The 22,351-nt window shown below is 67.0% G+C and carries 16 protein-coding genes and 5 pseudogenes; 16 read left to right on the forward strand and 5 right to left on the reverse strand.

All coding sequences use genetic code 11. The features are described from left to right. Positions 1-62: 62 nt before the first annotated feature. From ACUDAL_RS05015 to ACUDAL_RS05080, 14 genes and pseudogenes are all read left to right on the forward strand, one after another. Positions 63-1,703: pseudogene (locus tag ACUDAL_RS05015) on the forward strand (DUF3141 domain-containing protein); the annotation flags it as partial. A 456-nt stretch (positions 1,704-2,159) separates the two neighbouring features. Further along, positions 2,160-2,447, forward strand: a complete 288-nt coding sequence (locus ACUDAL_RS05020) for a hypothetical protein (protein ID WP_444677330.1) — start codon at positions 2,160-2,162, stop codon at positions 2,445-2,447. Positions 2,448-2,723: 276 nt separating this feature from the next. Beyond that, on the forward strand, positions 2,724-5,351 hold the full coding sequence (gene topA, locus ACUDAL_RS05025) for a type I DNA topoisomerase (RefSeq protein WP_444677331.1): 2,628 nt from the start codon (positions 2,724-2,726) through the stop codon (positions 5,349-5,351). Positions 5,352-5,404: 53 nt separating this feature from the next. Next, positions 5,405-5,811 (forward strand): annotated as a pseudogene (locus ACUDAL_RS05030) (DUF6586 family protein). A 323-nt stretch (positions 5,812-6,134) separates the two neighbouring features. Beyond that, positions 6,135-6,383 (forward strand): hypothetical protein, encoded by a 249-nt coding sequence (locus tag ACUDAL_RS05035; protein ID WP_444677332.1) that lies wholly within the window; start codon positions 6,135-6,137, stop codon positions 6,381-6,383. Then, positions 6,359-7,012 carry a hypothetical protein gene (locus ACUDAL_RS05040; protein ID WP_444677333.1) on the forward strand — a complete coding sequence of 218 codons (654 nt, stop codon included), beginning with the start codon at positions 6,359-6,361 and terminating at the stop codon, positions 7,010-7,012. The genes ACUDAL_RS05035 and ACUDAL_RS05040 overlap by 25 nt, the downstream gene beginning before the upstream one ends. Then, on the forward strand, positions 6,934-7,992 hold the full coding sequence (locus tag ACUDAL_RS05045; RefSeq protein WP_444677334.1) for a TolC family protein: 1,059 nt from the start codon (positions 6,934-6,936) through the stop codon (positions 7,990-7,992). The genes ACUDAL_RS05040 and ACUDAL_RS05045 overlap by 79 nt, the downstream gene beginning before the upstream one ends. Further along, positions 7,916-8,359 (forward strand): TolC family protein, encoded by a 444-nt coding sequence (locus ACUDAL_RS05050; RefSeq protein ID WP_444679314.1) that lies wholly within the window; start codon positions 7,916-7,918, stop codon positions 8,357-8,359. The genes ACUDAL_RS05045 and ACUDAL_RS05050 overlap by 77 nt, the downstream gene beginning before the upstream one ends. Next, complete coding sequence (locus tag ACUDAL_RS05055; protein WP_444677335.1) at positions 8,356-9,225, forward strand: efflux RND transporter periplasmic adaptor subunit; 870 nt, start codon at positions 8,356-8,358, stop codon at positions 9,223-9,225. Before ACUDAL_RS05050 ends, ACUDAL_RS05055 begins: the two co-directional genes overlap by 4 nt. A gap of 294 nt (positions 9,226-9,519) precedes the next feature. Then, positions 9,520-10,104, forward strand: a pseudogene (locus tag ACUDAL_RS05060) (efflux RND transporter permease subunit); the annotation flags it as partial. Positions 10,105-10,169: 65 nt separating this feature from the next. Next, a pseudogene (locus tag ACUDAL_RS05065) lies at positions 10,170-12,055 on the forward strand (efflux RND transporter permease subunit). Then, positions 11,971-12,687, forward strand: a complete 717-nt coding sequence (locus ACUDAL_RS05070; RefSeq protein WP_444677336.1) for an efflux RND transporter permease subunit — start codon at positions 11,971-11,973, stop codon at positions 12,685-12,687. Before ACUDAL_RS05065 ends, ACUDAL_RS05070 begins: the two are co-directional and overlap by 85 nt. An 82-nt stretch (positions 12,688-12,769) precedes the next feature. Continuing rightward, on the forward strand, positions 12,770-13,255 hold the full coding sequence (locus tag ACUDAL_RS05075; RefSeq protein ID WP_444677337.1) for a 2-hydroxyacyl-CoA dehydratase: 486 nt from the start codon (positions 12,770-12,772) through the stop codon (positions 13,253-13,255). A gap of 9 nt (positions 13,256-13,264) precedes the next feature. Further along, positions 13,265-13,696 carry a hypothetical protein gene (locus tag ACUDAL_RS05080; RefSeq protein ID WP_444677338.1) on the forward strand — a complete coding sequence of 144 codons (432 nt, stop codon included), beginning with the start codon at positions 13,265-13,267 and terminating at the stop codon, positions 13,694-13,696. Between the two features lie 92 nt (positions 13,697-13,788). On the opposite strand, the gene ACUDAL_RS05085 is transcribed toward ACUDAL_RS05080, so the two are convergent. The 3 genes from ACUDAL_RS05085 to ACUDAL_RS05095 are packed head-to-tail and all read right to left on the reverse strand — an operon-like array spanning position 13,789 to position 16,210. After that, positions 13,789-14,904: a hypothetical protein gene (locus ACUDAL_RS05085; protein ID WP_444679315.1), complete on the reverse strand. Its 1,116-nt coding sequence runs from the start codon at positions 14,902-14,904 to the stop codon at positions 13,789-13,791. Continuing rightward, complete coding sequence (locus tag ACUDAL_RS05090) at positions 14,805-15,326, reverse strand: hypothetical protein (protein WP_444677339.1); 522 nt, start codon at positions 15,324-15,326, stop codon at positions 14,805-14,807. The genes ACUDAL_RS05085 and ACUDAL_RS05090 overlap by 100 nt, the downstream gene beginning before the upstream one ends. Continuing rightward, positions 15,323-16,210: a hypothetical protein gene (locus ACUDAL_RS05095; protein WP_444677340.1), complete on the reverse strand. Its 888-nt coding sequence runs from the start codon at positions 16,208-16,210 to the stop codon at positions 15,323-15,325. The genes ACUDAL_RS05090 and ACUDAL_RS05095 overlap by 4 nt, the downstream gene beginning before the upstream one ends. A gap of 212 nt (positions 16,211-16,422) precedes the next feature. On the opposite strand from ACUDAL_RS05095, the pseudogene ACUDAL_RS05100 reads away from it, so the two are divergent. Continuing rightward, positions 16,423-17,035 (forward strand): annotated as a pseudogene (locus ACUDAL_RS05100) (L,D-transpeptidase family protein). 195 nt (positions 17,036-17,230) lie between these two features. Beyond that, on the forward strand, positions 17,231-17,494 hold the full coding sequence (locus ACUDAL_RS05105; protein ID WP_444677341.1) for an Lpp/OprI family alanine-zipper lipoprotein: 264 nt from the start codon (positions 17,231-17,233) through the stop codon (positions 17,492-17,494). A 99-nt stretch (positions 17,495-17,593) separates the two neighbouring features. Here the strand turns inward: ACUDAL_RS05105 and ACUDAL_RS05110 are convergent, their stop codons facing one another. Further along, positions 17,594-18,649 carry a L,D-transpeptidase family protein gene (locus ACUDAL_RS05110; protein WP_444677342.1) on the reverse strand — a complete coding sequence of 352 codons (1,056 nt, stop codon included), beginning with the start codon at positions 18,647-18,649 and terminating at the stop codon, positions 17,594-17,596. Between the two features lie 175 nt (positions 18,650-18,824). Next, positions 18,825-22,274: a transcription-repair coupling factor gene (gene mfd / locus ACUDAL_RS05115; RefSeq protein WP_444677343.1), complete on the reverse strand. Its 3,450-nt coding sequence runs from the start codon at positions 22,272-22,274 to the stop codon at positions 18,825-18,827. Positions 22,275-22,351 lie beyond the last annotated feature (77 nt).

The following is a 22,351-nucleotide window of genomic DNA, read 5'->3' on the forward strand; positions in this document are numbered from 1 at the left end:
GCCGTGCCGCTTTCGATTACTGGCGTGATGCCGTCGAGCGCAGCGTGCTGTACATGGACGTGATGCGCGAGCGCGGCAACCAGTATCTGGAGCATATCGAGAAGACCAAGCCCAACGTGCTGGGTTTCGATGCCGAAGTGGTCATGGATGGCCGCGCCCTGCCACGCCCCGTCAACTATGAGCTGATGCGCATCCTGCCGCCCGCCGGTGTCGAACTCGACATTCAGGCGCGGCCTTTCGTGGTGGTCGACCCGCGCGCCGGGCACGGGCCCGGCATCGGCGGCTTCAAGCCCGACAGCGAGATCGGCGTGGCTCTGCGTGCCGGTCATCCCTGCTATTTCATCGGCTTCCTGCCCTATCCGGAGCCGGGCCAGACGGTCGAGGACGTGGTCGAGGCCGAGATCGCCTTCCTGCGTCGCGTCAATGAGCTGCACCCCGACACCGAGAAGCCCATGGTGGTCGGCAACTGCCAGGCCGGCTGGCAGATCATGATGGCTGCTTCCCTCGAGCCCGATGTGTTCGGCCCGATCCTGATCGCCGGTGCGCCGCTCTCCTACTGGGCTGGCAAGCGTGGCTACGCGCCGATGCGCTACACCGGCGGAATGTCGGGCGGCAGCTGGACGACCGCGCTGGCCAGCGACCTGGGTAGCGGCCTATTCGACGGGGCGCTGCTGGTGCAGAACTTCGAGCGGCTCAACCCGGCCAACACCTGGTGGGACAAGCAGTATCGGCTCTATGCCAACGTCGACACCGAAGCCGAGCGCTACCTCAACTTCGAACGCTGGTGGGGCGGCCATGTGGTGCTGGGCGGCGAGGAAATCCAGTACATCGTGGATAACCTCTTCATTGGCAACCGCCTGTCGACGGCCCAACTTGCCACCTCCGACGGGCGCCGCATCGACCTGCGCAACGTACGCTCGCCGGTAGTGGTGTTCTGCTCCTGGGGTGACGACATCACCCCGCCGCCACAGGCGCTGGGGTGGGTGCGCGATCTGTATGAAGACGAAGACGATATCATCGCCAGCGACCAGACCATTGTCTACTGCGTGCACGACAGCACTGGCCACCTGGGGATCTTCGTGTCGGGCAGCGTCTCGCGCAAGGAGCACGCCGAGTTCACCGCCAACATCGACTACATCGACGTGCTGCCGCCGGGCCTCTACGAGACCACGGTGACCAGCGCCGCGGAGCGCGATGATGCGGAGCTGCTCGAGCGCGACTACCTGCTGGAGTTCAAGCCGCGCTCGATCGAGGGCGTCAAGCGCGACATCCTGCATCACCGCGAAGACGACGATACTCGCTTTGCCACCGTAGCGAGGGTCTCGGAGATCAATCTTGGACTGTATCGCCTGTTCGTGCAGCCCTGGGTGCGCGCAATCATGACGCCCGAGGCATCGCGCATCATGCGCCGTCTGCATCCGATTCGCCTGGGCTACAAGCTGCTGTCCGACCGCAACCCGCTCTCCGTGCCGCTGCCGGTGCTGGCCGACTGGGTGCGCCAGGATCGTCACCCGGTCGATGGCAACAACGCCTTCCGGGCGCTGGAATTATCGTTCTCGGCGCAGGTCACGCGCAGCCTGGATGCCTGGCGTGAACTTCGCGACCACTCCACCGAGCAGCTGTTCCTGGCCTTCTACGGTCAGCCGCTGCTGCAGACCATGGTGGGGCTGGGCGGTGATGCCCATGTGCTGCGTCGCCGTCCCAGCAGCGAGCCGGAGCATCTGCGCTTCCTGGATCGCCGTCGCACCGAGCTGCAGCAGCATGTGGCCGAGGGTGGCAGTCACGAAGCGGTGATGCGCTCGGTAATCCATGTGCTGGGAGGGGCGCCAACCACGGACGAGCGCAACTTCAAGCGGCTGCGCGCGTCTCGCGCCGAACTGGAGCCCGGCAGCAGCCTGGCCGAGTTCAAGCAACTGGTTCGCGAACAGTTCTTCATGCTCAAGCTGCACCGTGAAGAGGCCTTGGCCGCGATCCCCGAGCTGCTGAAAGGCAACAGTGCCGACGCCATTCGTGGTCACCTCAAGCATATCGACCATGTGCTGGCGGCCAGCGGCGAGCTTTCCGAGCATGCCCGCAAGCGCTACAGCGATATCCAGGCGCTGTTCGAGCAGGCCATCGAGCGGGCCGACCCGGCCGATCGCCGCCAGGATGTCGCCGACATGCACGAGCGGGTCGCCTCGGGGGCCAAGGCACAGCAGGTAGCGCACGACGAAATGGAGAAGCTGCTGGCGGCACCGCCGGCCAAGCCTGCCGGCGCCGGCAAGGCGCAGACCCAGGCCAAGCAGCCTGAGCCGACCCCGGCTGAGGCTGCAGGCCAGGCCAAGGCCCCGGCCGAGGCCAAGCAGACGCCCAGGGCTCAGGCTAACCAGGCGGAGTCTGCCGAAGCCAAGGCGCCCCGTCAGGCCAAGACCAAAGGCGCGTCCAAGCGCACTCCCCGCAAGCGCTGAGCCAAGCTGGTCTTATCCCACTGCGCCCTGCCTGCCGGCAGGGGCGCAGTGCGTTGCCGCCTCGCTTGACAAGGGGGCGGTACGGCTTGCTTGATGCCACGTTTCGACTGCTGCTTTACTGCAGCCTGAGCGGTCGCGACTGGCGCGAAGCAGAACGCTGGGGTAGGGTAGGCGGATTTTTCACCCCGCAAGGATCGTCCGCCTGAGCCAACCAGGGGCGGGCCGGAACCGTCAGGGGCAGGTTGCAAGCCTGCGCCGTGCAGAAAGTGGAGCACTATGGGCAAGTCATTGGTCATCGTCGAGTCGCCGGCCAAGGCCAAGACGATCAACAAGTATCTCGGCAGCGAATTTATCGTGAAGTCGAGCGTGGGTCATATTCGTGACCTGCCGACCAGCGGCTCGGGCAAGACGGCCTCCGACCCCAAGGAGCGCGCGCGCCAGGCTGCTGCGACGCGCAAGCTTTCGCCCGAGGCCAAGGCCGAATATCGCAAGCACAAGGCCAAGGAGCAGCTCATCCGGCGCATGGGCATCGATCCCGAGCAGGGCTGGAAGGCGCACTACGAGATCCTGCCCGGCAAGGAGAAGGTGGTGGCCGAGCTGCAGAAGCTCGCCGAGAAGGCCGACACCGTCTATCTCGCCACCGACCTTGACCGCGAAGGGGAGGCCATCGCCTGGCACCTCAAGGAGACCATCGGCGGTGATGATTCGCGCTACCGGCGCGTAGTGTTCAACGAGATCACCAAGAACGCGATCAAGGAAGCCTTCAAGGAGCCCGGCTCGCTTAACATTCCCCGCGTCGAGGCGCAGCAGGCGCGCCGCTTCCTCGACCGCGTCGTCGGTTTCATGCTCTCGCCGCTGCTGTGGGCCAAGATCGCCCGCGGGCTGTCCGCCGGCCGCGTGCAGTCGGTGGCGGTACGCCTGATCGTCGAGCGCGAGCGCGAGATCCGTGCCTTCGTTCCCGAGGAGTTCTGGGACGTCCACGCCGAGCTCACCGCTTCGACCGGCGACGCTATTCGCTTCGAGCTGGTGCGCCAGGACGGCAAGGCGTTTCGGCCGACCTCCGAGGCCGAGACCCTCGAGCGCATCGAACGCCTGCGCCAGGCGTCGCTGGCCATCACCGGTCGCGAGGACAAGCCCACCCGCTCCAAGCCCGGTGCGCCCTTCATCACCTCGACCCTGCAGCAGGCTGCCAGCGGGCGCCTGGGCTTTTCGGTGAAGAAGACCATGACCCTGGCCCAGCGACTCTACGAGGCGGGCTACATCACCTATATGCGTACCGACTCCACCAACCTCTCGCAGGATGCGGTGGCCATGGCGCGCGAACATATCGAGCAGGAGTACGGCCAGCGCTACCTGCCCGAATCGCCGAACCGCTATTCGAGCAAGGAGGGTGCCCAGGAGGCCCATGAGGCGATCCGTCCGTCCGACGTGAATCGCCGCGCCGCCGACCTAGCGGGCATGGAGCGCGACGCCGAACGGCTCTACGAGCTGATCTGGCGCCAGTTCGTGGCCTGCCAGATGACCCCGGCCGAATACCTCTCCAGTAATCTCACGGTCGAAGCCGATGGCTACGAGCTGAAGGCCAAGGGGCGGGTGCTCAAGTTCGACGGCTACACCCGCGTCATGAAGCCGGCCGGCAAGAACGAGGACCAGGCGCTGCCGGACATTCCTGAAGGCACTCCCATGAAGTTGGCCTCGCTCGATCCCCAGCAGCATTTCACTAAGCCGGCGCCGCGCTACACCGAGGCGAGCCTGGTCAAGGAGCTGGAGAAGCGCGGCATCGGTCGCCCCTCGACCTACGCCTCGATCATCTCGACCATCCAGGACCGCGGCTACGTCAAGCTGGAGAGCCGGCGCTTCTATGCCGAGAAACTGGGCGACATCGTCACCGAGCGGCTCAAGGAGTCCTTCCCCGACCTGATGGACTACTCCTTCACGGCGCGCATGGAAGACAGCCTCGATGAAGTGGCCGAGGGCGAGCGCAACTGGCGCGAACTGCTCGACGCCTTCTACGCCGAGTTCCGCCAGGAGCTGGAATCGGCGGAGAGCGAGTCGGGCATGCGTCCCAACCAGCCGGTGCCCACCGACATCGACTGCCCCAGCTGCGGGCGCAAGATGCAGATCCGCACGGCCTCCACCGGGGTGTTCCTGGGCTGTTCCGGCTATAACCTGCCGCCCAAGGAGCGCTGCAAGACCACCATCGACCTGCTGCCCGGCGATGAGGCGGTACCCGCCGATGCCGGCGAAGAGGCCGAGACCCAGGCGCTGCGGGCCAAGCTGCGCTGCGGCAAGTGCGGCACGGCGATGGACAGCTACCTGATCGACGACAAGCGTAAGCTGCACATCTGTGGCAACAGCCCCGACTGCGACGGCTACGAGATCGAGCACGGCAAGTTTCGCCTCAAGGGCTACGAGGGGCCGACCATCGAGTGCGACAAGTGCGGCAGCGAGATGCAGCTCAAGTCTGGGCGCTTTGGCAAGTACTTCGGCTGCACCAACGAGGCGTGCAAGAACACCCGCAAGCTGCTGCGCAGCGGTGAGGTGGCCCCGCCGAAGATGGACCCCATCCCGATGCCCGAGCTGGCCTGCCAGAAGGTCGACGATCACTATGTGCTGCGCGACGGTGCCAGCGGCCTGTTCCTGGCGGCGAGCAAGTTTCCGCGCAACCGCGAGACGCGCCCGCCGCTGGTGGCGGAGCTCAAGCCCCACGCCGAGGCGCTGCCGGAGAAGTATCACTTCCTGCTCACCGCCCCGGAGCGCGATCCGGATGGCCGACCGGCGCAGATCCGCTTCTCGCGCAAGGCGAAAGAGCAGTTCGTGATGACCGAGGAAGAGGGCAAGGCCACCGGCTGGAAAGCGGTCTACGACAATGGCAGGTGGCAGGTGGAGGATAAGCGCAAGTGAACCCGAGATCCCGCACCAATCAGCTGCTCTACCAGGCCGAGCTGCTGCTGGACGTGGCGCCTGGCAGCGACGAGCACGCCCAGGCGCGGCGCATGGCCGCCGAAGAAGGGGCGCTCGCCCTGATCGAGCTGGCGCTGGAGTCGCTGCTGCGCGAAGTCACCGAGCATGCGCGGCTGGAGCGCCACGACTGGCGCGAACTCCTCGCCGCCCAGGGGCGCCGGTGGCCGAGCTGCAGCGGCTGCGCGAGCTGGCGGCCCGGCCGGAGAGCTGGCTCGGCTGGCTGGTAGGGCGTATCCAGGCGCTGCACGAGCCCCAGGGCGTGGCGCGCCGTACCAGCAGCGCGACGCCAGGGCTGATCGCCGTCGGCAGCGCCGCGGCTTTTGGCGACGAGCTGCGCACCTGCGTGCTGGAAGCCAAGCGGGAAATCCAGGCGCTGCGGGAAACCAGCGCCGAGTGGTAGCCTGCTGACCGGCGCGGCCCAGGCTGGCGCCGGTCTTTTACCTTCATTCCCTTGGCTTTCCCTCTCCAGGCTGGCCTACCCCCTCATGAGCCGGCTGCCTCAACGGCCGATGCGCTTCGTTGCTGTACCGTTCTCGTGTGACAGCACCCGTGTTAAAGCCTCCTGAGTCAGGCTCCTGTTACCGCTTCTCACTCTTGCTATCACGCCGCTATGCCGCTCATCGACGACCTGGCTGACGGCTGCAGTGGCGCTTTGTCGCTGGTTTTTTTAAACAGTTGTTTACACTCGCGCAACATCCCCCGCTTCGCTGATACGGCAAACCCATGAATCACAACGCATGGCGGCGATCGCTCATCGCCGTGGCGGTGACAGTCGCGCTGGTTCCCGCCGCCTGGTCGGCCAGTCTGTCGCTTGACCCCACGCTGCTGCCTGGCGGCCAGGCCGACTTTGTCCCGCTGGGGCGCGAGCTGCAGCGCCTGGCCCTGGCCGCGAGGCGCCGCGCCTGCTGGCAGCCCCGCGCGGCCAAGGCGTTAATCTGCCCGGCTGGGTGCGTCTGGACGAACCGCGCCTGATTCTTGCCGACGATCCGCTGCGCCACGCTGCCCTGGCCGAGGCCCGCCAGGTGGCGGTGCTGGGCCCCAGCCCCGCCGCCGAAACGCTGAGCGAGGTGCTGCAGGAGGCGGCCACCCGCCAGGGACTGCGGCTGACCACGGTCACGCTCGATGCTGGCGAGATGCCTTTGCCGTCACGCCTGGCCGGGCTCGAGGCGGTGCTGGTCCTGGCGCTGCCGTTGCACGACGACGAGGCCCAGCGCCGTCTGTTTCGGATGCTCAGCGAGGCGCGCATCGCCGCCCTGGCGCTAACCGATGCCGGACAGGTGGAGCGTGGTGCCTTGCTGTCGCTACCGAACGCGCTGGATGTCGACACCTTTCACCGCCAGCTGGCACTGCGCCTGGACGACGTGCTGGCAGGGCGAGCCCCGAGCCGATGGAGGCGCGGCCCACGCTGGGGCGCGCCTGGCTCAACCTGTCTACTGCGGCAGTGCTCGGCTGGAACCCTCCCTTCGATCTGCTCAGCCATGCCCGGCTGGTCGACGAGGCGCGGGCGGCAACGGCGGGCGATATGGCCCTCGACCAGGCCGTGGCGCTGGCGTTGGCCGACAACCTCGGCCTGGCCGTGTCGCGCCAGGCGGTCGAAGTGAATGCTTTCGAGCGGGACCAGGCGGCGTCACGCTGGCGCCCCAATCTTTACCTGGAAGCGACGGGGCGCCTGATCGACGAGGAGCGGGCGCGTGCCGCGCTTGGTCAGTCGCCGCAGCGGCGGGCCACGGCCGGCGCCGTGCTGGAGCAGCTGATCTTCTCCGAGCCGGCCATGGCCGCCGTGGCCATCAACGCCAGCCTTCACCTTGCCCGCCGCCAGGAATTGGAAGCTGAGACCCTCGACCTAGCGCTCGCGGTGGCCAGTGACTTCCTGCTGCTGCTGCGGCTCGACGCCCAGCGGCAGGTGCTCGACGCCGACCTCGAGCTGGCCCGCGCTCAGCGCGACCACGCGGCACGCCGCCAGGCGATCGGAGCGGTCGGGCGCGGTGAGCTGGTGCGCTTCGAGGCCGAGCTGGCCCAGGCTCGCGAGCGGTTGGAGCAGGTCGCCGCCGACCAGGCGCAGCTGCGCCTGGCGCTCAATCGCGGCCTGGGTCGCGATGCCATGGCGCCCTTGGTGCCGCACCCGCCTCAGCTCGACCGGCCCGAATGGCTGGGCAGCGATACCCGCTTTCTGCGCGTAGTGGAGAGCCAGGCTAGCCTGGTCGCCTGGCAGGAGGCGCTGCTGGCGACGGCGCTGGCGCAATCCCATGAGCTTGCTGCCCTAGGCCACCTGCGCGAGGCGGCCTCGCGCGAGCTCGAGTCGCGCAGGCGCGCCCTCTGGCTGCCCGAGCTCGGGCTTGAGGCGCGCTACACCACCGAGATTGGCCGCGGCGGCGAGGGTGACAAGGCTCCTTGGGAAGCGGGCGGCGGGCCGCAGTTGCAGCAGGGGGTTGCCATGCTGGAGCAACAGGGGTGCGCTTCCCGAGACGGGGCGCGACGAATGGAGCCTGGGGCTGTCGGCCCGCCTGCCGCTCTATGCGGGTGGGCGGCGCAGCATTGCCCGCGATCGCAGTGCGGCACAGCTGGAGCAGCTGCGGCTTGAGGATGCCGGGGCGCGCCAGGGGCTGGAAACTCGCCTGCGTGCCGCCACGGTGGAGCTTGCAGCGGCCTGGCGGCGCATTGGTCTGCGCGCCGAGGCGCAGGCCCACGCCGACGAAGCGTTGGCATTGGCCGAGACCGCCTGGCGCCAAGGCAGCCTGGAGCAGGTCGCGCTGCTCGACGCCCGTACCCTGGCGCGCCAGGCGGGGCTGGCCGCGGTCGAGGCGCGCTGGCAGTACCTGCAGGCCTTGGTCCACCTGCAGCGCGGGCTGGGCGTGGTGCCCGGGCCGCTCGATGCGCAGGACCGCGAGCGACTGGTCGGCCATGTCGGCGTCCTGCCTCTTACCGGGACACAGGAGTCGGCGCCATGAGCTGCATATCGAGACAACCGTCGCTGCCTCTTCCTCGGCATCGCCGCTGGCGCTGGGTGTTCCTGCTGGCGTGGCTGCCGTGGCTCTCCGGCTGCGAGGCACCGCCGGTCGAGGAGGAGCCGCTGCGCCCGGTGCGCACGCTGTTGGTGGAGGAGAGCGTGATGCAGGTGCAGCGTGAGATCCCCGGGCGGCTTGAGGCGATGGCCAACCGCCGCGTCAGCTTCCGCGTGGCTGGGCGCCTGGATGCGCTGCACGTGGTCACCGGCGACCTGGTGTCACCGGGGCAGCGCTTGGCCAGCCTGGATGCTGCCGATCTGTTCTTGCAGCGCGACCGCGCGGCGGCGGCGCTGGCTGCGGCCGAAGCGGGTGCCGCCAACGCCGAGTCGGAGTGGCAACGCGCCCGGCGGCTCTACGAGGCCGGCAGCGTGGCGGCACGCGAGCTCGATGCCGCCCGTGCCCAGGTCGAGGCCGCCCGTTCGCAGCGCCGCAGTGCTGGCGATGCGTTGGCGTTGGCACAGCGCCAGCTCGACTTCGCGCAGCTGGAGTCGCCGGGAGCGTGCCGCGTGGCCCAGCGCCTGGCAGAGAGCGGCGAGAACCTGGCGGCAGGACAGCCACTGCTGGTACTCGCCTGCGGTGAGGGCCTGGAGGTACGGGCATCTTTATCGGAAGACATGCTCGATCGCCTGGCGCCGGGCGATGAGGTGACGGTACGCCTACCGCTGCATGCGTTGGAACTGACCGGGCGCGTCCGTGAAATCGGCGTACCGGTGGACTCCCGCCAGGCGACCTGGCCGCTGCGTGTGTCGCTGGAGGGGCTGGGGAGGCGGAGCTTGCCTCGCTGCGCCCTGGCATGGCGGCGGAACTGAGTCTGCCCAGGCAGCGCGCGGCCGAGGCGGCGATCTGGGTGCCCATGCTGGCGGTGCAGCGTGACGCGCGCGGCACCTTCGTCTTCGTTGCCGAGCCCACGGCGGAGGTGCCCAACGGCAACGGCCGCGAGGCCGTCATTCGCCGCGTCGATGTCACGCTCGGCGAACGTCACGGTGATACGCTCCAGGTCAGCCAGGGCCTGGTGGCCGGCATGGCGCTGGTGATTGCCGGAATGAGCCGTATCCAGGAAGGCCAGCGGGTGCGGTTGCAAGACGTTCCGAGGAGAATTCGCCGTGACCCTGACCGAAGCCGCGCTGCGCTACAACCGGGTCACCATCGCCGGGCTGATGGTGGTGATGCTGGGTGCGTTCCTCAGCTATTTCAGCATTTCCCGCGCCGAGGACCCGGCCGTCACCGTGCGCGTGGCGCAGGTGGTCACCTACATGCCGGGCGCCACGCCGGAGCGGGTCGAACAGCTGATCACCGACCCGCTCGAAACCGCGATCATGGAGATGCCCGAGCTCGACTATGTGGAGAGCACGTCGCGGGCCGGGGTGTCGATCATCCGCGTGGAGCTGAGGCCGGACGTGCGCGACGTGCAGGCCGGCTGGGAGAAGCTGCGGCGCAAGATCAACGACAAGCGGCAGGCGCTGCCGAGCGAGGCGCTGGCGCCGATCATCAACGACGAGTTTGGCGACGTGTTTGGGATCCTGCTGTCGCTGACCGGCGAGGGCTACTCCCAGGCCGAGCTCAAGGAGGTGGCCGACGACGTGCGCGATCGCCTGCTGCGCCTGGCGGACGTGGCCAAGGTATCCATTCATGGCTATGCCGAGGAGCGCATCTTCCTCGACTACAGCGAGGCGCGCCTGGCGGAGCTGGGGGTCTCCCCCATGGCCTGGCGGAGCTGCTGGCGGCCCGCAACATCGTGCTGCCGGGAGGTGCGGTGCGCACCGAGCATGAGCGCATGGTGCTGGAGCCGACCGGCAACTTCGAGCGCATCGAGGACATCCGCACGGCGCTGGTGCCCCTGCCCGACGGGGCGCTGGTGCCGCTGGGTTCGCTGCTCGACGTGCGCCACGGCTACGCCGACCCGCCCATGACCCGCTATCACGCCAGCGGCGTGCAGGGCCTGGCGCTGGGCGTCGCCATGCGCGAAGGGGGCAATATCCTCGACCTGGGCGAGCAGGTGCAGTCGACCCTCGCGCGGCTCGAGCAGCGCTTGCCGATCGGGCTGGAGGTCGAGGTACTGGCCAACCAGCCGGAGCGCGTCAACGCCCGCATCAACGAATTTCTGGTCAATCTGCTGCAGGCGGTGGTGCTGGTCTGCGTGGTGATGCTGCTGTTCCTCGGCCTGCGTACCGGGCTGATCGTGGCCAGCCTGGTACCGGCCTCGATCCTGGCCTGTCTGGCCTTCATGGGGTTATTCGACATCGGCCTGCACCAGGTGTCGCTCGGCGCGCTGATCATCGCGCTGGGCATGCTGGTCGACAACGCCATCGTGATGGTCGAGTCGATCCAAGTCTCGGTGCGCGAGGGCAAGAGCGTGCGCGAGGCGGCGCTGGAAAGCGCCCGGCAGCTGCGCTTCCCCTGCTGACCGCCTCGCTGACCACCGCGGCGGCCTTCCTGCCGCAGTTTCTCGCCGTGTCGGACGTGGGGGAGTACACCCGCTCGCTGTTCCAGGTGGTCACCATCACGCTGCTCTCTTCGTGGCTGCTGTCGCTGACCATGATTCCGCTGCTGTGCGTGGCCTTCATCAAGGCGCACCCGGCCGCCAAGGCCTGCCCCGATTCTCCCGCTGCGCCGCAGGCGTCATCCGAAGAGGCGAAGCCCGCGACGTCGCGCAGCGAGCGGCTGGGCGCCGCGGTCTACGCCCGTTATCGGCGGCTGCTGCTCCTGCTGCTGCGGCAGCGGGCGCTGACCCTGCTGGTGGCCCTGGGCCTGCTCGGCCTGGCCTTCGTCGGCTTCGGGCAGCTGCCGAAGATCTTCTTTCCCCAGGCGGAGCGCACCATCGTCACGGTCGAGTTGAGGCTGCCCTATTCCGCGCCCATCGAACGCACCCGGGAGACGGTCGAGGCGATCGAGGCCTACCTGCAGGCACAGTTGATGGCCGAGCAGGATACCAGCGGTGCCTGGGTTCGTGACGGCATCACCCACTGGGGCAGCTTCATCGGCTTCGGCGGCGAGCGCTATATCATCAACCACGCGCCGGAGCCACCTAGCCCGGAATATGCCTTCCTGCTGCTGCAGGCCAACCGCTGGCAGGCGGTCAACGGCGTGATTGCCAAGCTAGACGCCTGGCTCGGTGATACCTTTCCCGACCTGAATGCCAGCGTGGAGGCGACCAGCTTCGGACCGCCGGTCACCGTGCCGTTGGCGATACGCCTCTCCGGCCATGACGAGCACGTGCTGCGCGAAATCGCCGCGGAGGTGCGTGAGCAGACCGCCGCGCTGGCGGGCACGCGCAACGTGCGCGACGACTGGGGCGAGTGGATCAAGCGGCTACGCATCGAGGTCGACCCGGCGCGAGCCCTGCGTGCGGGCATCACTGAACGCGACGTGGCGCTGAGCCTTCAGGCGGCGCTGTCGGGCTACTCCGTCGGCGTATTCCGCGATGGCGATGCGCTGGTGCCGATCCAGCTGCGCCAGCAGGGCGGCGAGCAGCGCAGCCTGGAGGCACTGGAGGGCCTGACGGTAATGCCGGCCGGCGGCGGCGAGGGCGTGCCCTGGCGCAGGTGGCTGAAGTCGTGCTCGAGTGGGGCCCGGCGCGGATCCTGCGAAGGGATCGCTATCGCACCATCAGCGTGGAAGCGGAGCTGGTCGAGGGGGTAACCGCCGCGGCCGCCGCTAGCGCGCTGCAGCCCTGGCTCGAGGCGCGCCAGGCGCACTGGCCCGAAGGCTATCGTTACGCCTTCGGCGGCGAAGTGGAGTCGTCGCTGATCGCTACGCGCTCGATCGTCGACAACATGCCCATCGGCGGCCTGGTGATCCTGCTGCTGCTGGTGATGCAGTTCAACTCGCTGCGCCGTCCGCTGATCATCCTCGCCACCATCCCGCTGTCGCTGATCGGGGTGATCTTTGGCCTGCTCGTCACCGGCTCGCACTTCGGCATCATGACCTTCCTTGGGGTGGTCTCGCTGGCGGGCATCGTGATCAACAACGCCATCGTGCTCGTCGATCGTATCGACCTGGAGATCCGCGAGGGCCGCACGCCTCAGCAGGCGATTCTCGAAGCCGGCCAGCGCCGCCTGCGCCCGGTGGTGATGTCGACGCTGACCACCAGCGGAGGGCTGCTGCCGCTGTGGCTGGGCGGTGGGCTGCTGTGGGCGCCCATGGCCATCGCTATCATCTTCGGCCTGCTGGCCGCCTCGCTGATCACGCTGTGCGTGGTGCCGGTGCTCTATTCGCTGTTGATGCGGGTTCCGTTCAGCCAGGCGCAGCCTGGGCACACGGTGACTGTATAGATCGCCTAGAGTTGATATGCATCAAGTACCTGGCAAGGGCTTTGGCTAGGATGAAAGAAGCAACCGGTGACACAAACCGGGCATGACCATGGGGGAAGAGGCGATGCGCTTTCATCAAGTGAAGGAACTGGTTGACTGGGCGGCGGACTACCATGCGCGCCTGGCCGAGGAGTATGCTCGCATGGCGCAGAGCGGCGTCAACGACAGGGTGAGGATGGCCCTCGACTACCTGGCCGAGCGTGAGCGCAAGCTCCAGGGAGACCTGCTGGGCTACCTCGACGACGGCAGCGACCACACCGCGGTACTGACGACCTGGTTCGACGACCCTAACGACTTCCCTCATGCGCCGGTACTTGAACGTTTGCCGAAAGATGTCGATGGTGAGAGTGTGCAGAGCGTGCTGGCCATGGCGCTGACGGCTCATCGCACCTTGCAGGACATGTACGCGCACCGGGCCGAGACCGCTGGCGGCAACGACGAAAGGGCCTTCTTCGAGTCGCTGTCGGCCGGCCACGAGGCCGAGGTGCGACGCATCGCCCGCGATATGCAGCGTCTCGAAGATTATTAAGGAGGCACCATGTCGGAACAACTTCTCTCACCCAAGATGCTGGGCTACTGGACCCGCGAGCAGTTGCACGATGCACCGGATGAATCGGGCATCTATTGTGTCTTTCGTGCAGCCAAGGATCCGGAAACCGACGACATGGATGTCCAAGAGCTGCTCTATGTCGGTGAGCATCGCAGCGCCCGCTACGGGCTTGAACATCATCAGGATCACGACAGGTGGCAGGCCTTCTTGCAGCCCGGCGAGGAGCTCTGGTATGCCGTGGGTCTCTCCGGGCATGCCAACCGCGAGCGCCTCGCGGCGGCGATGATCAATGCCCATAAGCCACGTTTCAACAACGCCAGCGAGTACCGCGACCACTTCCCGTTCGATGAGACGACGGTGCACATCTACGGCAAGAAGCACAAGCTGCAGAGCATCTTCACCGTGGAGCGACAGGCGTAGCCTTATTCTCCCGCCTGGCCAACGGCGCCCCGCAGGTCTGTCCTGCGGGGCGCCGTCGTTTCACGGCGCCTGGCGTAAGTTGGAGGAGGACGTCAAGCGTGCCGGCGCAGGAGGTTCGGGTCGCCCTCCCCGCACAGCGCCTGCTGCTCCGCCTCGTCGAGCAGGCTATCGAGGTCGACCCCGGCCACTTCGCTTACGGCTTCCAGCACGTGGGCCCAGGTCGCACGATTAGCGAACAGCATGCCGAAGGTGTCCAGGGTGCCGCCGCGGTTGCGGTAGCCGAGGAAGCGCGACTGTTCGCCGCTATCGAGCGCTCGCAGTACGCCGATCAGCGCCTCCGGACGGCAGTGGCTGAGAAAGACCCGCGGGCCTACCGACGGTACCAAGGCGCTTAGGCGGCACTGGCTGAGGGTGACCTCGGCTTCGCGCTCATCACGGGCCAGGCGCAGCTTGCCGGGCTCCTGAATGACGAACAGGCTGGCGGCGACATTGGCGCGCTGCAGGCGTTGCAAGGCTTTTTGCATTTCCACTAGCTGGTAGGCGCCTACGGCAAACAGCTGTACCGCGGCCTGGCCGGACGCAGTGAGACAGAGGATACCGTCATCGGCCAGTGCCTGAGCCTGCGCCGCGTCGAGAACCACGGGCAGGGCGTTCTTGGGCACCACCATGACACCGACTCTGCCGCGGCTACGGTAGAGCGACAGCAGCGCCTGGCAGGCGCTGGGCGCATCCACCGGGAACAGGGTGGGCGCCACATCGTCCATCTCGCCTAGCCAGGCTTCGCACAGGGTGGGGTCCTGGTGGGACTGCTCGTTCTTGCCGTTTTCCCAGGTATGGGAACTTGCCAGTACCGGCACCGAGAGCCAGCCAGGTTCGCTGCCGGCCTCGCGCTGGTGGCGGGCGAAGAGGATCTCCTGGCGCATGGCGCCCAGCATTTTGACCGCGAAGGCCTCGTAGGAAGCCACCAGGTTCAGGCCCTGCTTGTTGGCCAGGGCGGCGCTGACCACGGCTTCTTCGTTCAAGGCAGTGATCACCGCCCCGTCGAGGGCTTCCGCTACCTCGGGCTCCGGGTCGGTGACGCGGTGCTTGAGCCGATCGAGGGTGCGATTCAGTCGGTTGCTGCGCATCTCGTCGGGGTTGCCCACGCGCACGCGCAGCTGCGGGTTGGCCTCCACCAGCTGGCAGAACAGCGAATCGATGGCGGCCATGGGGGAGAGCGTCTCCCCGATGGCGTAGTCGCCGGGCGTCGGCAGGACGGGCAGGGCCACCGAGGCGACGGCCAGGGATGCTCTCGCTCCTTGGGCCGGCCGCTCAGGGCATGGTCGTTCAGCTCGGCCAGCGCCGCGCGAAGCTCATCGGTGGGCACGAACAGCGCGGCGGCTCCGGCGTTGAAGCGCTTGCGGGCAGCGGCGTCATCGGCCGGGTTCTGTCCCAGTGGCAGGTTGTGGGCGGCATTGGTGCCGGCGCCGGGAAAGCCGTAGCCCTTCACGGTCTCGGCAATCACGTAGGGCAGGCGCAGCGGGTAGTGCCCATGGCCCTCGCGCAGCGCCTCGGCTTGCGCCGCCAGCTCTTCCTCTGCGCTGATGATGGCCCAGGCAAAGGCTGCCGGATCACGGCCGTCGATGGTCAAGGGGCGAAGCCGTTGAGGATGAGGTGCTCTTCGAACCAGTGGGTGCCCCCGGCCTGGCTCATGGTGGTGCGCTGATCGATCCTTCGCCCGTTGGCGATCATGATGGGCACCACGGGGCCGCTGTCCTCGGCGCGCCACCAGCGCGGCATCCAGTCGCTGCCGCGCTGCTCTTCGAAGGCGCCGTCGCTCAGGAACGCCACCAGCCGCTGGCCGGGCAGCGGCATGTGCCCGTATTGCAGTCCGGCGAAGCCGAGGTAGCCGCCCTCGCTAAGGCCGCCGGCGGTATGGGCATTGACATGGCTGCCCAGCGGCGAGAGCGGCTGGCCGCTAGGGCCCACGCCGCAATGATAGAAATCGTTCACCAGGCGGGTCAGGCCCGCCTCGTCGAGGCCGTAGCGCTCGGCATGGGCAGGCGTCATGTTGTCTACCAGCACGTTGGTGGCGTCGATGGCGGCCACGCAGTGCCCTTGCCCCATTAGCCAGCTGCGCGTCATCTCGGTCAGGCTGTTGGCCAGCAGGTAGCCGACGTAGGCAGGTACCATGTTGAGCGCACCGCCAGTGTGGCCTTCCGGCGTGGGCTTGAAGTCAGCCTGGGCCAGTGCGGCGCCATCCAGGCGGACCCGCTGCGCATAGGTCATGTGCGCCACCAGCCACATGCCCATGTTGGTCAGCCGATCGGCGGCATGCAGCTTGGCCAGCCAGCGCTTCCGGGCGGCCGCGGACGAGGCATGCCGCTCGAGCAGGCCGGCGATGGCGGCCTGGGTCACGGGACTGTGCACGACTTGGCCATAGCCCTTGGCCCAGGAGGTGAAATCGGGATCCCGCTCTCCGGCAGGGTGCTGCGCTGAACGGTGAGGAATGTCATTACCGCGGGGTAAAGCCATGAGGCGTGCTCCTTGATCCAACGCAAACCGGGTGGCGAAACCAGCTTTAAGATTAGCGTTTTCAGTGGCGAAGGCCATTGATGCTGGTCATGGCAGGTCCGGGAGTGCCACGTTGTGTTCAGCTGCGCTAGTATTTCGACTGACAGCCACGGGTGGATAGGATATAAAGCGCCCTGATGTCAGCTGTTCGTCTCTCACCGAGCGAGGTGCCGATGAAACCCGTTTCACGACGCCGCTTTGGTCAACTCGCCCTGGCTGCGCCCCTGCTGCTGCTGGCGGGTGGCAAGGCGCAGGCGAATCTGATCGAGACCGTGCTCTCCAGGGCCCACCTGCCTCGTCACGATGACGAACTCTGGGTGCTGGTGGAGGACCGCGACGCTTCCCTGAGCGTCTACCGAGGCAACCTGCTTGTCGAGCGCTTCTTCCCCATTTCGCTGGGTCGCTCGGGGGCCAGCCTTGAACGGGTTCAAGGCGGAAACGTGACGCCAAAAGGGGAGTTTCGCGTCAATCGCTTCAATATGGCGAGCGACTGGCACATCTTCATCGGCCTGGATTATCCTACGCCGTCGCACGCGCGCATGGCCCTGGAATCAGGGCTTTACACCGAGCGAGATTACGCAGATTATTTCGCCTATTATCGGCGCCATGGGTACCCGCCGCAGCAGACCGTGCTGGGGGCTTCATCGGGATCCATGGGGTCGGTAAGGGGACCCCGCGGTGCATGCCAGCTACCACTGGACCCAAGGGTGTGTAGCGGTGACCGACACGCAGATCGAGAGGCTCACCGAGCTGATCGACATTGGCACTCGCGTCGTCATCCGCTAGGCTCAAGATACGCAAGGGACATTTCGAGCTATGGACAAGCGCCGTTGGGTATTATAAAACAGCGTTTGATTCCTGTGCTTGGCAGCATACGCTGCAAGAATCCTGCACTCTGCAGGATAGCCTGTAAGCTCAGGCTTCATTAACGCCGCTGTACTTAACCATGTGCAGTACCAAGGAAGACTCAAGGAGAACACCATGACTCTGAAGACCACCCTGAAGCTGACCGCCGCCGCTGCTTCTCTGGCCATCCTGGCCGGTTGTGCCAGCAACGCTGCTCTGGACGAAGTCCGTCAGACTGCTGAATCTGCCCAGGCCGACGCTGCAGAAGCTCGCAGCATCGCCACTCAGGCTCAGAACACTGCCAACCAGGCGCAGCGTGACGCCCAGGCGGCTCTGCAGATGTCCGAGCAGAACCGTGACGAAATGAACCGCATGTTCCAGCGCTCCATGCAGAAGTAATTCTGCTTGTGGCGCCGGCGCTGCCCCAGGCAGTGGCGGTACTGCAGAAAGAGAAAACCCCGCCTTGGCGGGGTTTTCTCGTTTCGGGCGGTGCCGTTTCTACAGCTGGCTGACTTCCAGCTCGGAGAACAGCCCATGGTGCTGGCTGATCTCCAGTTCATTGAACAGGCCTTCTAGCTGGGGCTCGGCCGCCGGTGCGGTCTCTTCCTCGGCAACCTGCAGCAGCGACACCAGCATGCCGTTGGGCTGCTCGACCACGCGACGTAGCTGGGCGTAGTCGATCGGCGGATGCGTCTCTCCGAAGGTGCTGGCCACCACTTCCATGGCGTTGATGATCGGTTCGAAGTTGCCCTGGTTCTCCTCCAGCTGAGGGAAAGATTGGGCATAGAGGATGCCGTCGGCCGACCAGGCGGCCTTGAACGGCTGGTCAATGATGTTGACCTGGGTGCCGCTCGGCACGCGCTCGTAGAGCGACTCGATATCCTCGGGGTACATGCGGATGCAGCCGCGACTGGCGCGCATGCCGACGCCTTCGGGCCTGTTGGTGCCGTGGATCAGGTAGCTTGGCAGGCCGAGCAGGATCGCATGACGGCCCAGCGGGTTGTCGGGGCCAGGCGGTACCACCGCGGGCGGCGGCTCGCCGCGGGCGGCGGCTTCCTCGCGCATGGAGCGGGGCGGCGACCAGTGCGGATCCTTCACCTTGATGGTGGTGCGGGTCACGCCTACCGGGGTGGCGAAGCCGTCGCGACCGATGCTGATCGGGTAGGTCTCGACGATGCCGGGCCGGGAGTAGTAGTAGAGGCGCAGTTCGGAGAGGTTGACCACGATGCCTTCGCGCGGCGCATCCGGCAGGATGTGCTTGGCCGGGATCACCACCTCGGTACCGGGGCAGGGCGCCCAGATGCTCACATCGGGGTTGGCCATGCGCATCTCTTCATAGCCGGCGTTATGACGGCGCCCGATGTCGATCAGGGTGTCGCCTTCTTCCACGGTGGTGGTATAGATCTCACCGATGACGTTGCCTTCTTCGGGAAGGAAGAAATGGCCGCGGGGCAGCTGCCTCTCCTCGGCGATCGCGGAAGTCGCCAGCAGAGCGGCGAGACCGAGCAGGGCGGCACCAAAACCATATCGCTTGGCCAGTGTAGGGATGTTCATCTACGTCTTGTACCCATCGTGAGAGTCCTCGACGGCGATGTGGCGTCGAAGACGGTCATGCGCCGCTCCTTGGGAGAGGCGCGTTAAGTGTCCAGGCTGCGGTTGAGACACCTGCCGATATTATAGCGTTCCGGGCGGCGGGGGAGTCTTTACCGTCGCCCGGTGATGATGTCGCCTAGGCGGCGTGCTGCTTGCGGTTGAGTTCGTCGAGGAGGCCTTCCACCGCCTCGAAGCGCGACTCGGGGTGTTCCATGTCGGCCTCGAAGCGCAGGGTGTCGCTGCCGTCGAGGCGATAGCGCTGCGATTGGCGCTGGATCAGTGAGACCAGCGTGAGAGGGTCGACGCTGGTCTGCGGGGCGAAGATGACACGGCCCTTGGCCGGGCCGGCCTCCAGACGGGCGATGCCCAGCCGCTCGGCGCGCTGGCGCAGTCGCGTCTGGCGTATCAGGGTCTTGACCGGCCCCGGCAGCAGGCCGAAGCGGTCGATCATCTCCACCTGCAGCTCCTTGAGCTCGGCTTCGTCGGCGGCGCTGGCAATGCGCTTGTACATCACCAGGCGCTGCTGCACATCGGGCAGGTAGTCGTCTGGGATCAGGGCCGGCAGGTTGAGGCTGACCTCGACCCCTTCGTTCAGCGGGGTTTCGATGTTGGGGGTCTTGCCGGCACGAATGGCGGCCACGGCGCGGTCGAGCATTTCCATGTAGAGGGTATAGCCGATGGCCTCCATCTGGCCGCTCTGCTCCTCGCCGAGCAGTTCGCCGGCGCCGCGGATCTCCATGTCGTGGCTGGCCAGGGTGAAGCCGGCGCCGAGGTCGTCTGCGGCTGCGATGGCCTCCAGGCGCTTGACGGCATCCTTGCTCATCACTCGCGGTGGTGGGGCGAGCAGGTAGGCGTAGGCCTGATGGTGGCTGCGCCCCACGCGGCCGCGCAGCTGGTGTAGCTGGGCCAGGCCAAACTTGTCGGCCCGCTCGATGATGATGGTGTTGGCGCTGGGCACGTCGATGCCGGTCTCGATGATGGTGGAGCACACCAGCACGTTGTAACGCTTGTGATAGAAGTCGGACATCACCCGTTCCAGTGCTCGTTCCGGCAGCTGGCCGTGGGCCACCGCCACGCGCGCCTCCGGCACCAGGGTGCGGATCGTCTCGGCCGCGGTCTCGATGGTCTTGACCTCGTTATGCAGGTAGTAGACCTGGCCGCCGCGCAGAATCTCGCGCAGGATGGCTTCCTTGATGATCGATTCGTCGCGCTGCTGCACGAAGGTCTTTACCGACAGCCGGCGTGCCGGCGGCGTGGCGATGATCGAGAGGTCGCGGATGCCGCTCATGGCCATGTTGAGGGTACGCGGGATCGGCGTTGCGGTGAGGGTCAGGATGTCGATCTCGGCGCGCAGCTCCTTGAGCCGCTCCTTCTGGGCGACGCCGAAGCGGTGTTCCTCGTCGATGATCAGAAGGCCCATGCTGGGCAGCTTCATCGACTTCGACAGCAGCTTGTGGGTACCGATCACGATATCGGCCTGGCCGCTCTCGATGCGCTTGAGCGAGGCCGCCTGGCCCTTTCCGGCGGTGAAGCGCGAGACCAGCTCGATCTGTACCGCGGTATCGGCGAAGCGGTCGCGGAAGTTCTCGTAGTGCTGGCGGGCGAGCAGGGTGGTGGGCACCAGCACTACCACCTGACGCCCCGAGTGCACGGCGAGGAAGGCGGCGCGCATGGCGACCTCTGTCTTGCCGAAGCCGACATCGCCGCATACCACGCGATCCATGGGGCGCGGCGCGGTCATGTCGTCGATGACCGCAGCGATGGCGGCGCGCTGGTCGGCGGTCTCCTCGAAGGGGAAGCTGGCGGCGAAGCGAGCATAGTCCTGGTCCGGCGGCGCGCAGGCAAAGCCCGGCTTGGCTTCGCGGCGGGCGTAGACGTCGAGCAGCTCGGCGGCGGTGTCGCGGATCTTTTCGGCGGCCTTGCGGCGTGCCTTGTCCCACTGGTCGGATCCCAGTCGATGCAGCGGTGCCAGCTCATCGTCGGCGCCGGCGTAGCGGGAGATCAGCTGCAGGTTGTCGACCGGTACGTAGAGCTTGGCGCCGTCGGCGTACTCCAGCGCCACGAACTCGGCCGCCTGGCCACCGGCCTCGAGCCGCTCCAAGCCACGGTAGCGCCCCACGCCATGGGTCTGGTGGACCACCGGCGCGCCGGGGCGCAGCTCGGCGAGGTGGCGAATGGCCAGCTCGCCCATGTCGGTGGCCTTTTCACGGCGGCGGCTCTGGCGCACCACGTCGCCGAACAGCTCTGTCTCGCTGATCACGGCGAGATCGGGCTGCTCCAGCCACAGCCCGGAGGTAAGGTCGCCCTCGGTGATGGCCATGCGGGCGGCGTGCTCAAGGAAGGCTTCGAAACTGGGCACATAGGCCAGTTCGAGGTTGAGCAGGGCCAGGGTTTCCTCTAGGGCTTCGCGGCGTCCGCGCGATTCCGCCACGAACAGCACCCGGGTGCTGGGCTGGGCGTCGAGGAATTGCTGAAGGGCGGCCAGGGGCTGCCGGGCGCGCGCATTGATCGCCACGCTGGGCAGCGTACGCTGTGCCGGGCGCAGAGCGTGGCGATGGGTCTCCTCGTCGATCAAGGCGATGCGCGGGTAGTGCTTGATCGAGGCGAACACGTCCGCTACCGGGAAGAAGGCGCGCTGGGGCGGAAGCAGGGGGCGCGTGGGATCGACGCGCAGGTTGTCGTAACGGCTTTCGATGGCGGCCCAGTGGTGTTCGGCGGCCTCGAACAGGCCGGGTAGCAGGGCCACCCGGGTGCCTTCGGCCAGGTGATCGAACAGCGACGCTGTCTCCTCGAAGAATAGCGGCAGGTACTGCTCGAGCCCGGGGGCGGGGATGCCCTTGAGCGCGTCGACATAGAGCGGGCACTGCCGCGGGTCGACGTCGAACAGCGTCTCGAACCCTTCGCGGAAGCAGGCGATGGCGCTGCGTGCCAGGGAGTACTCATGTGCCGGCAGCAGTTCGACCCGCTCGACCTTGTCCTGGCTGCGCTGGGTGTCAGGGTCGAAGCGGCGCAGGGTATCGATCTCGTCGTCGAACAGGTCGATGCGCAGCGGCCCTTCGCTGCCCATGGGGAACAGGTCGATCAGTGCGCCGCGCAGGGCGTACTCGCCTGGCTCGTAGACCGTTTCCACGGCCCGATAGCCGGCCCGCGACAGGCGATCGCGGAAATTCTCGCGATCGAGACGCATGCCGACCTCCAGCGTCAGAACGCGCCCGGCAATGTAGTCCACCGGCGGCAGGCGCTGCATCAGCGTATTGATCGGCACAAGCACGATGCCGTGCTCGCCGTCCTGCAGCCGGCGCAGCGTACGCAGCCGAGCCGAGATGATCTCCTGATGCGGCGAGAAACTGTCGTAGGGCAGCGTTTCCCAATCGGGGAAGGCCAGTACCGGTACCCGGGCGAAGGCGTTGAGGTCGTTCTCCAGGCGCTGGGCGCCAGCCGTGTCGGCGGTGATGATCAGCAGTGGGGCGTCGTCGGCCAGGCGCGCCAGGGCCAGCGCGATGCCGGCGCCGGCCGGGCGCTGCCAGTAGAGCGTGTCGCGAACGCCGGAAGGGCGGGGAGGGTCGAGCAGCGAAAAATTGGGCATGGCGTCGTCATGACTTCGTCTAGGCGCACGGGGTCCAGGCGCGCGGGAACTCCTGCCCGAGCGTGTGTCGCAGTGGG

This window comes from Halomonas sp. E19 (assembly GCF_052439355.1).
Lineage (GTDB): Bacteria > Pseudomonadota > Gammaproteobacteria > Pseudomonadales > Halomonadaceae > Halomonas.

Coding starts and splice junctions, on each gene's coding strand:
- ACUDAL_RS05020 (WP_444677330.1), top strand. CDS start 2,160: ATGCACGAGCGGGTCGCCTCGGGGGCCAAGGCACAGCAGGTAGCGCAC.
- topA (WP_444677331.1), top strand. CDS start 2,724: ATGGGCAAGTCATTGGTCATCGTCGAGTCGCCGGCCAAGGCCAAGACG.
- ACUDAL_RS05035 (WP_444677332.1), top strand. CDS start 6,135: ATGAATCACAACGCATGGCGGCGATCGCTCATCGCCGTGGCGGTGACA.
- ACUDAL_RS05045 (WP_444677334.1), top strand. CDS start 6,934: ATGGCCCTCGACCAGGCCGTGGCGCTGGCGTTGGCCGACAACCTCGGC.
- ACUDAL_RS05055 (WP_444677335.1), top strand. CDS start 8,356: ATGAGCTGCATATCGAGACAACCGTCGCTGCCTCTTCCTCGGCATCGC.
- ACUDAL_RS05075 (WP_444677337.1), top strand. CDS start 12,770: ATGACCATGGGGGAAGAGGCGATGCGCTTTCATCAAGTGAAGGAACTG.
- ACUDAL_RS05080 (WP_444677338.1), top strand. CDS start 13,265: ATGTCGGAACAACTTCTCTCACCCAAGATGCTGGGCTACTGGACCCGC.
- ACUDAL_RS05085 (WP_444679315.1), bottom strand. CDS start 14,904: ATGGCCGCCATCGATTCGCTGTTCTGCCAGCTGGTGGAGGCCAACCCG.
- ACUDAL_RS05095 (WP_444677340.1), bottom strand. CDS start 16,210: ATGGCTTTACCCCGCGGTAATGACATTCCTCACCGTTCAGCGCAGCAC.
- ACUDAL_RS05105 (WP_444677341.1), top strand. CDS start 17,231: ATGACTCTGAAGACCACCCTGAAGCTGACCGCCGCCGCTGCTTCTCTG.
- ACUDAL_RS05110 (WP_444677342.1), bottom strand. CDS start 18,649: ATGAACATCCCTACACTGGCCAAGCGATATGGTTTTGGTGCCGCCCTG.
- mfd (WP_444677343.1), bottom strand. CDS start 22,274: ATGCCCAATTTTTCGCTGCTCGACCCTCCCCGCCCTTCCGGCGTTCGC.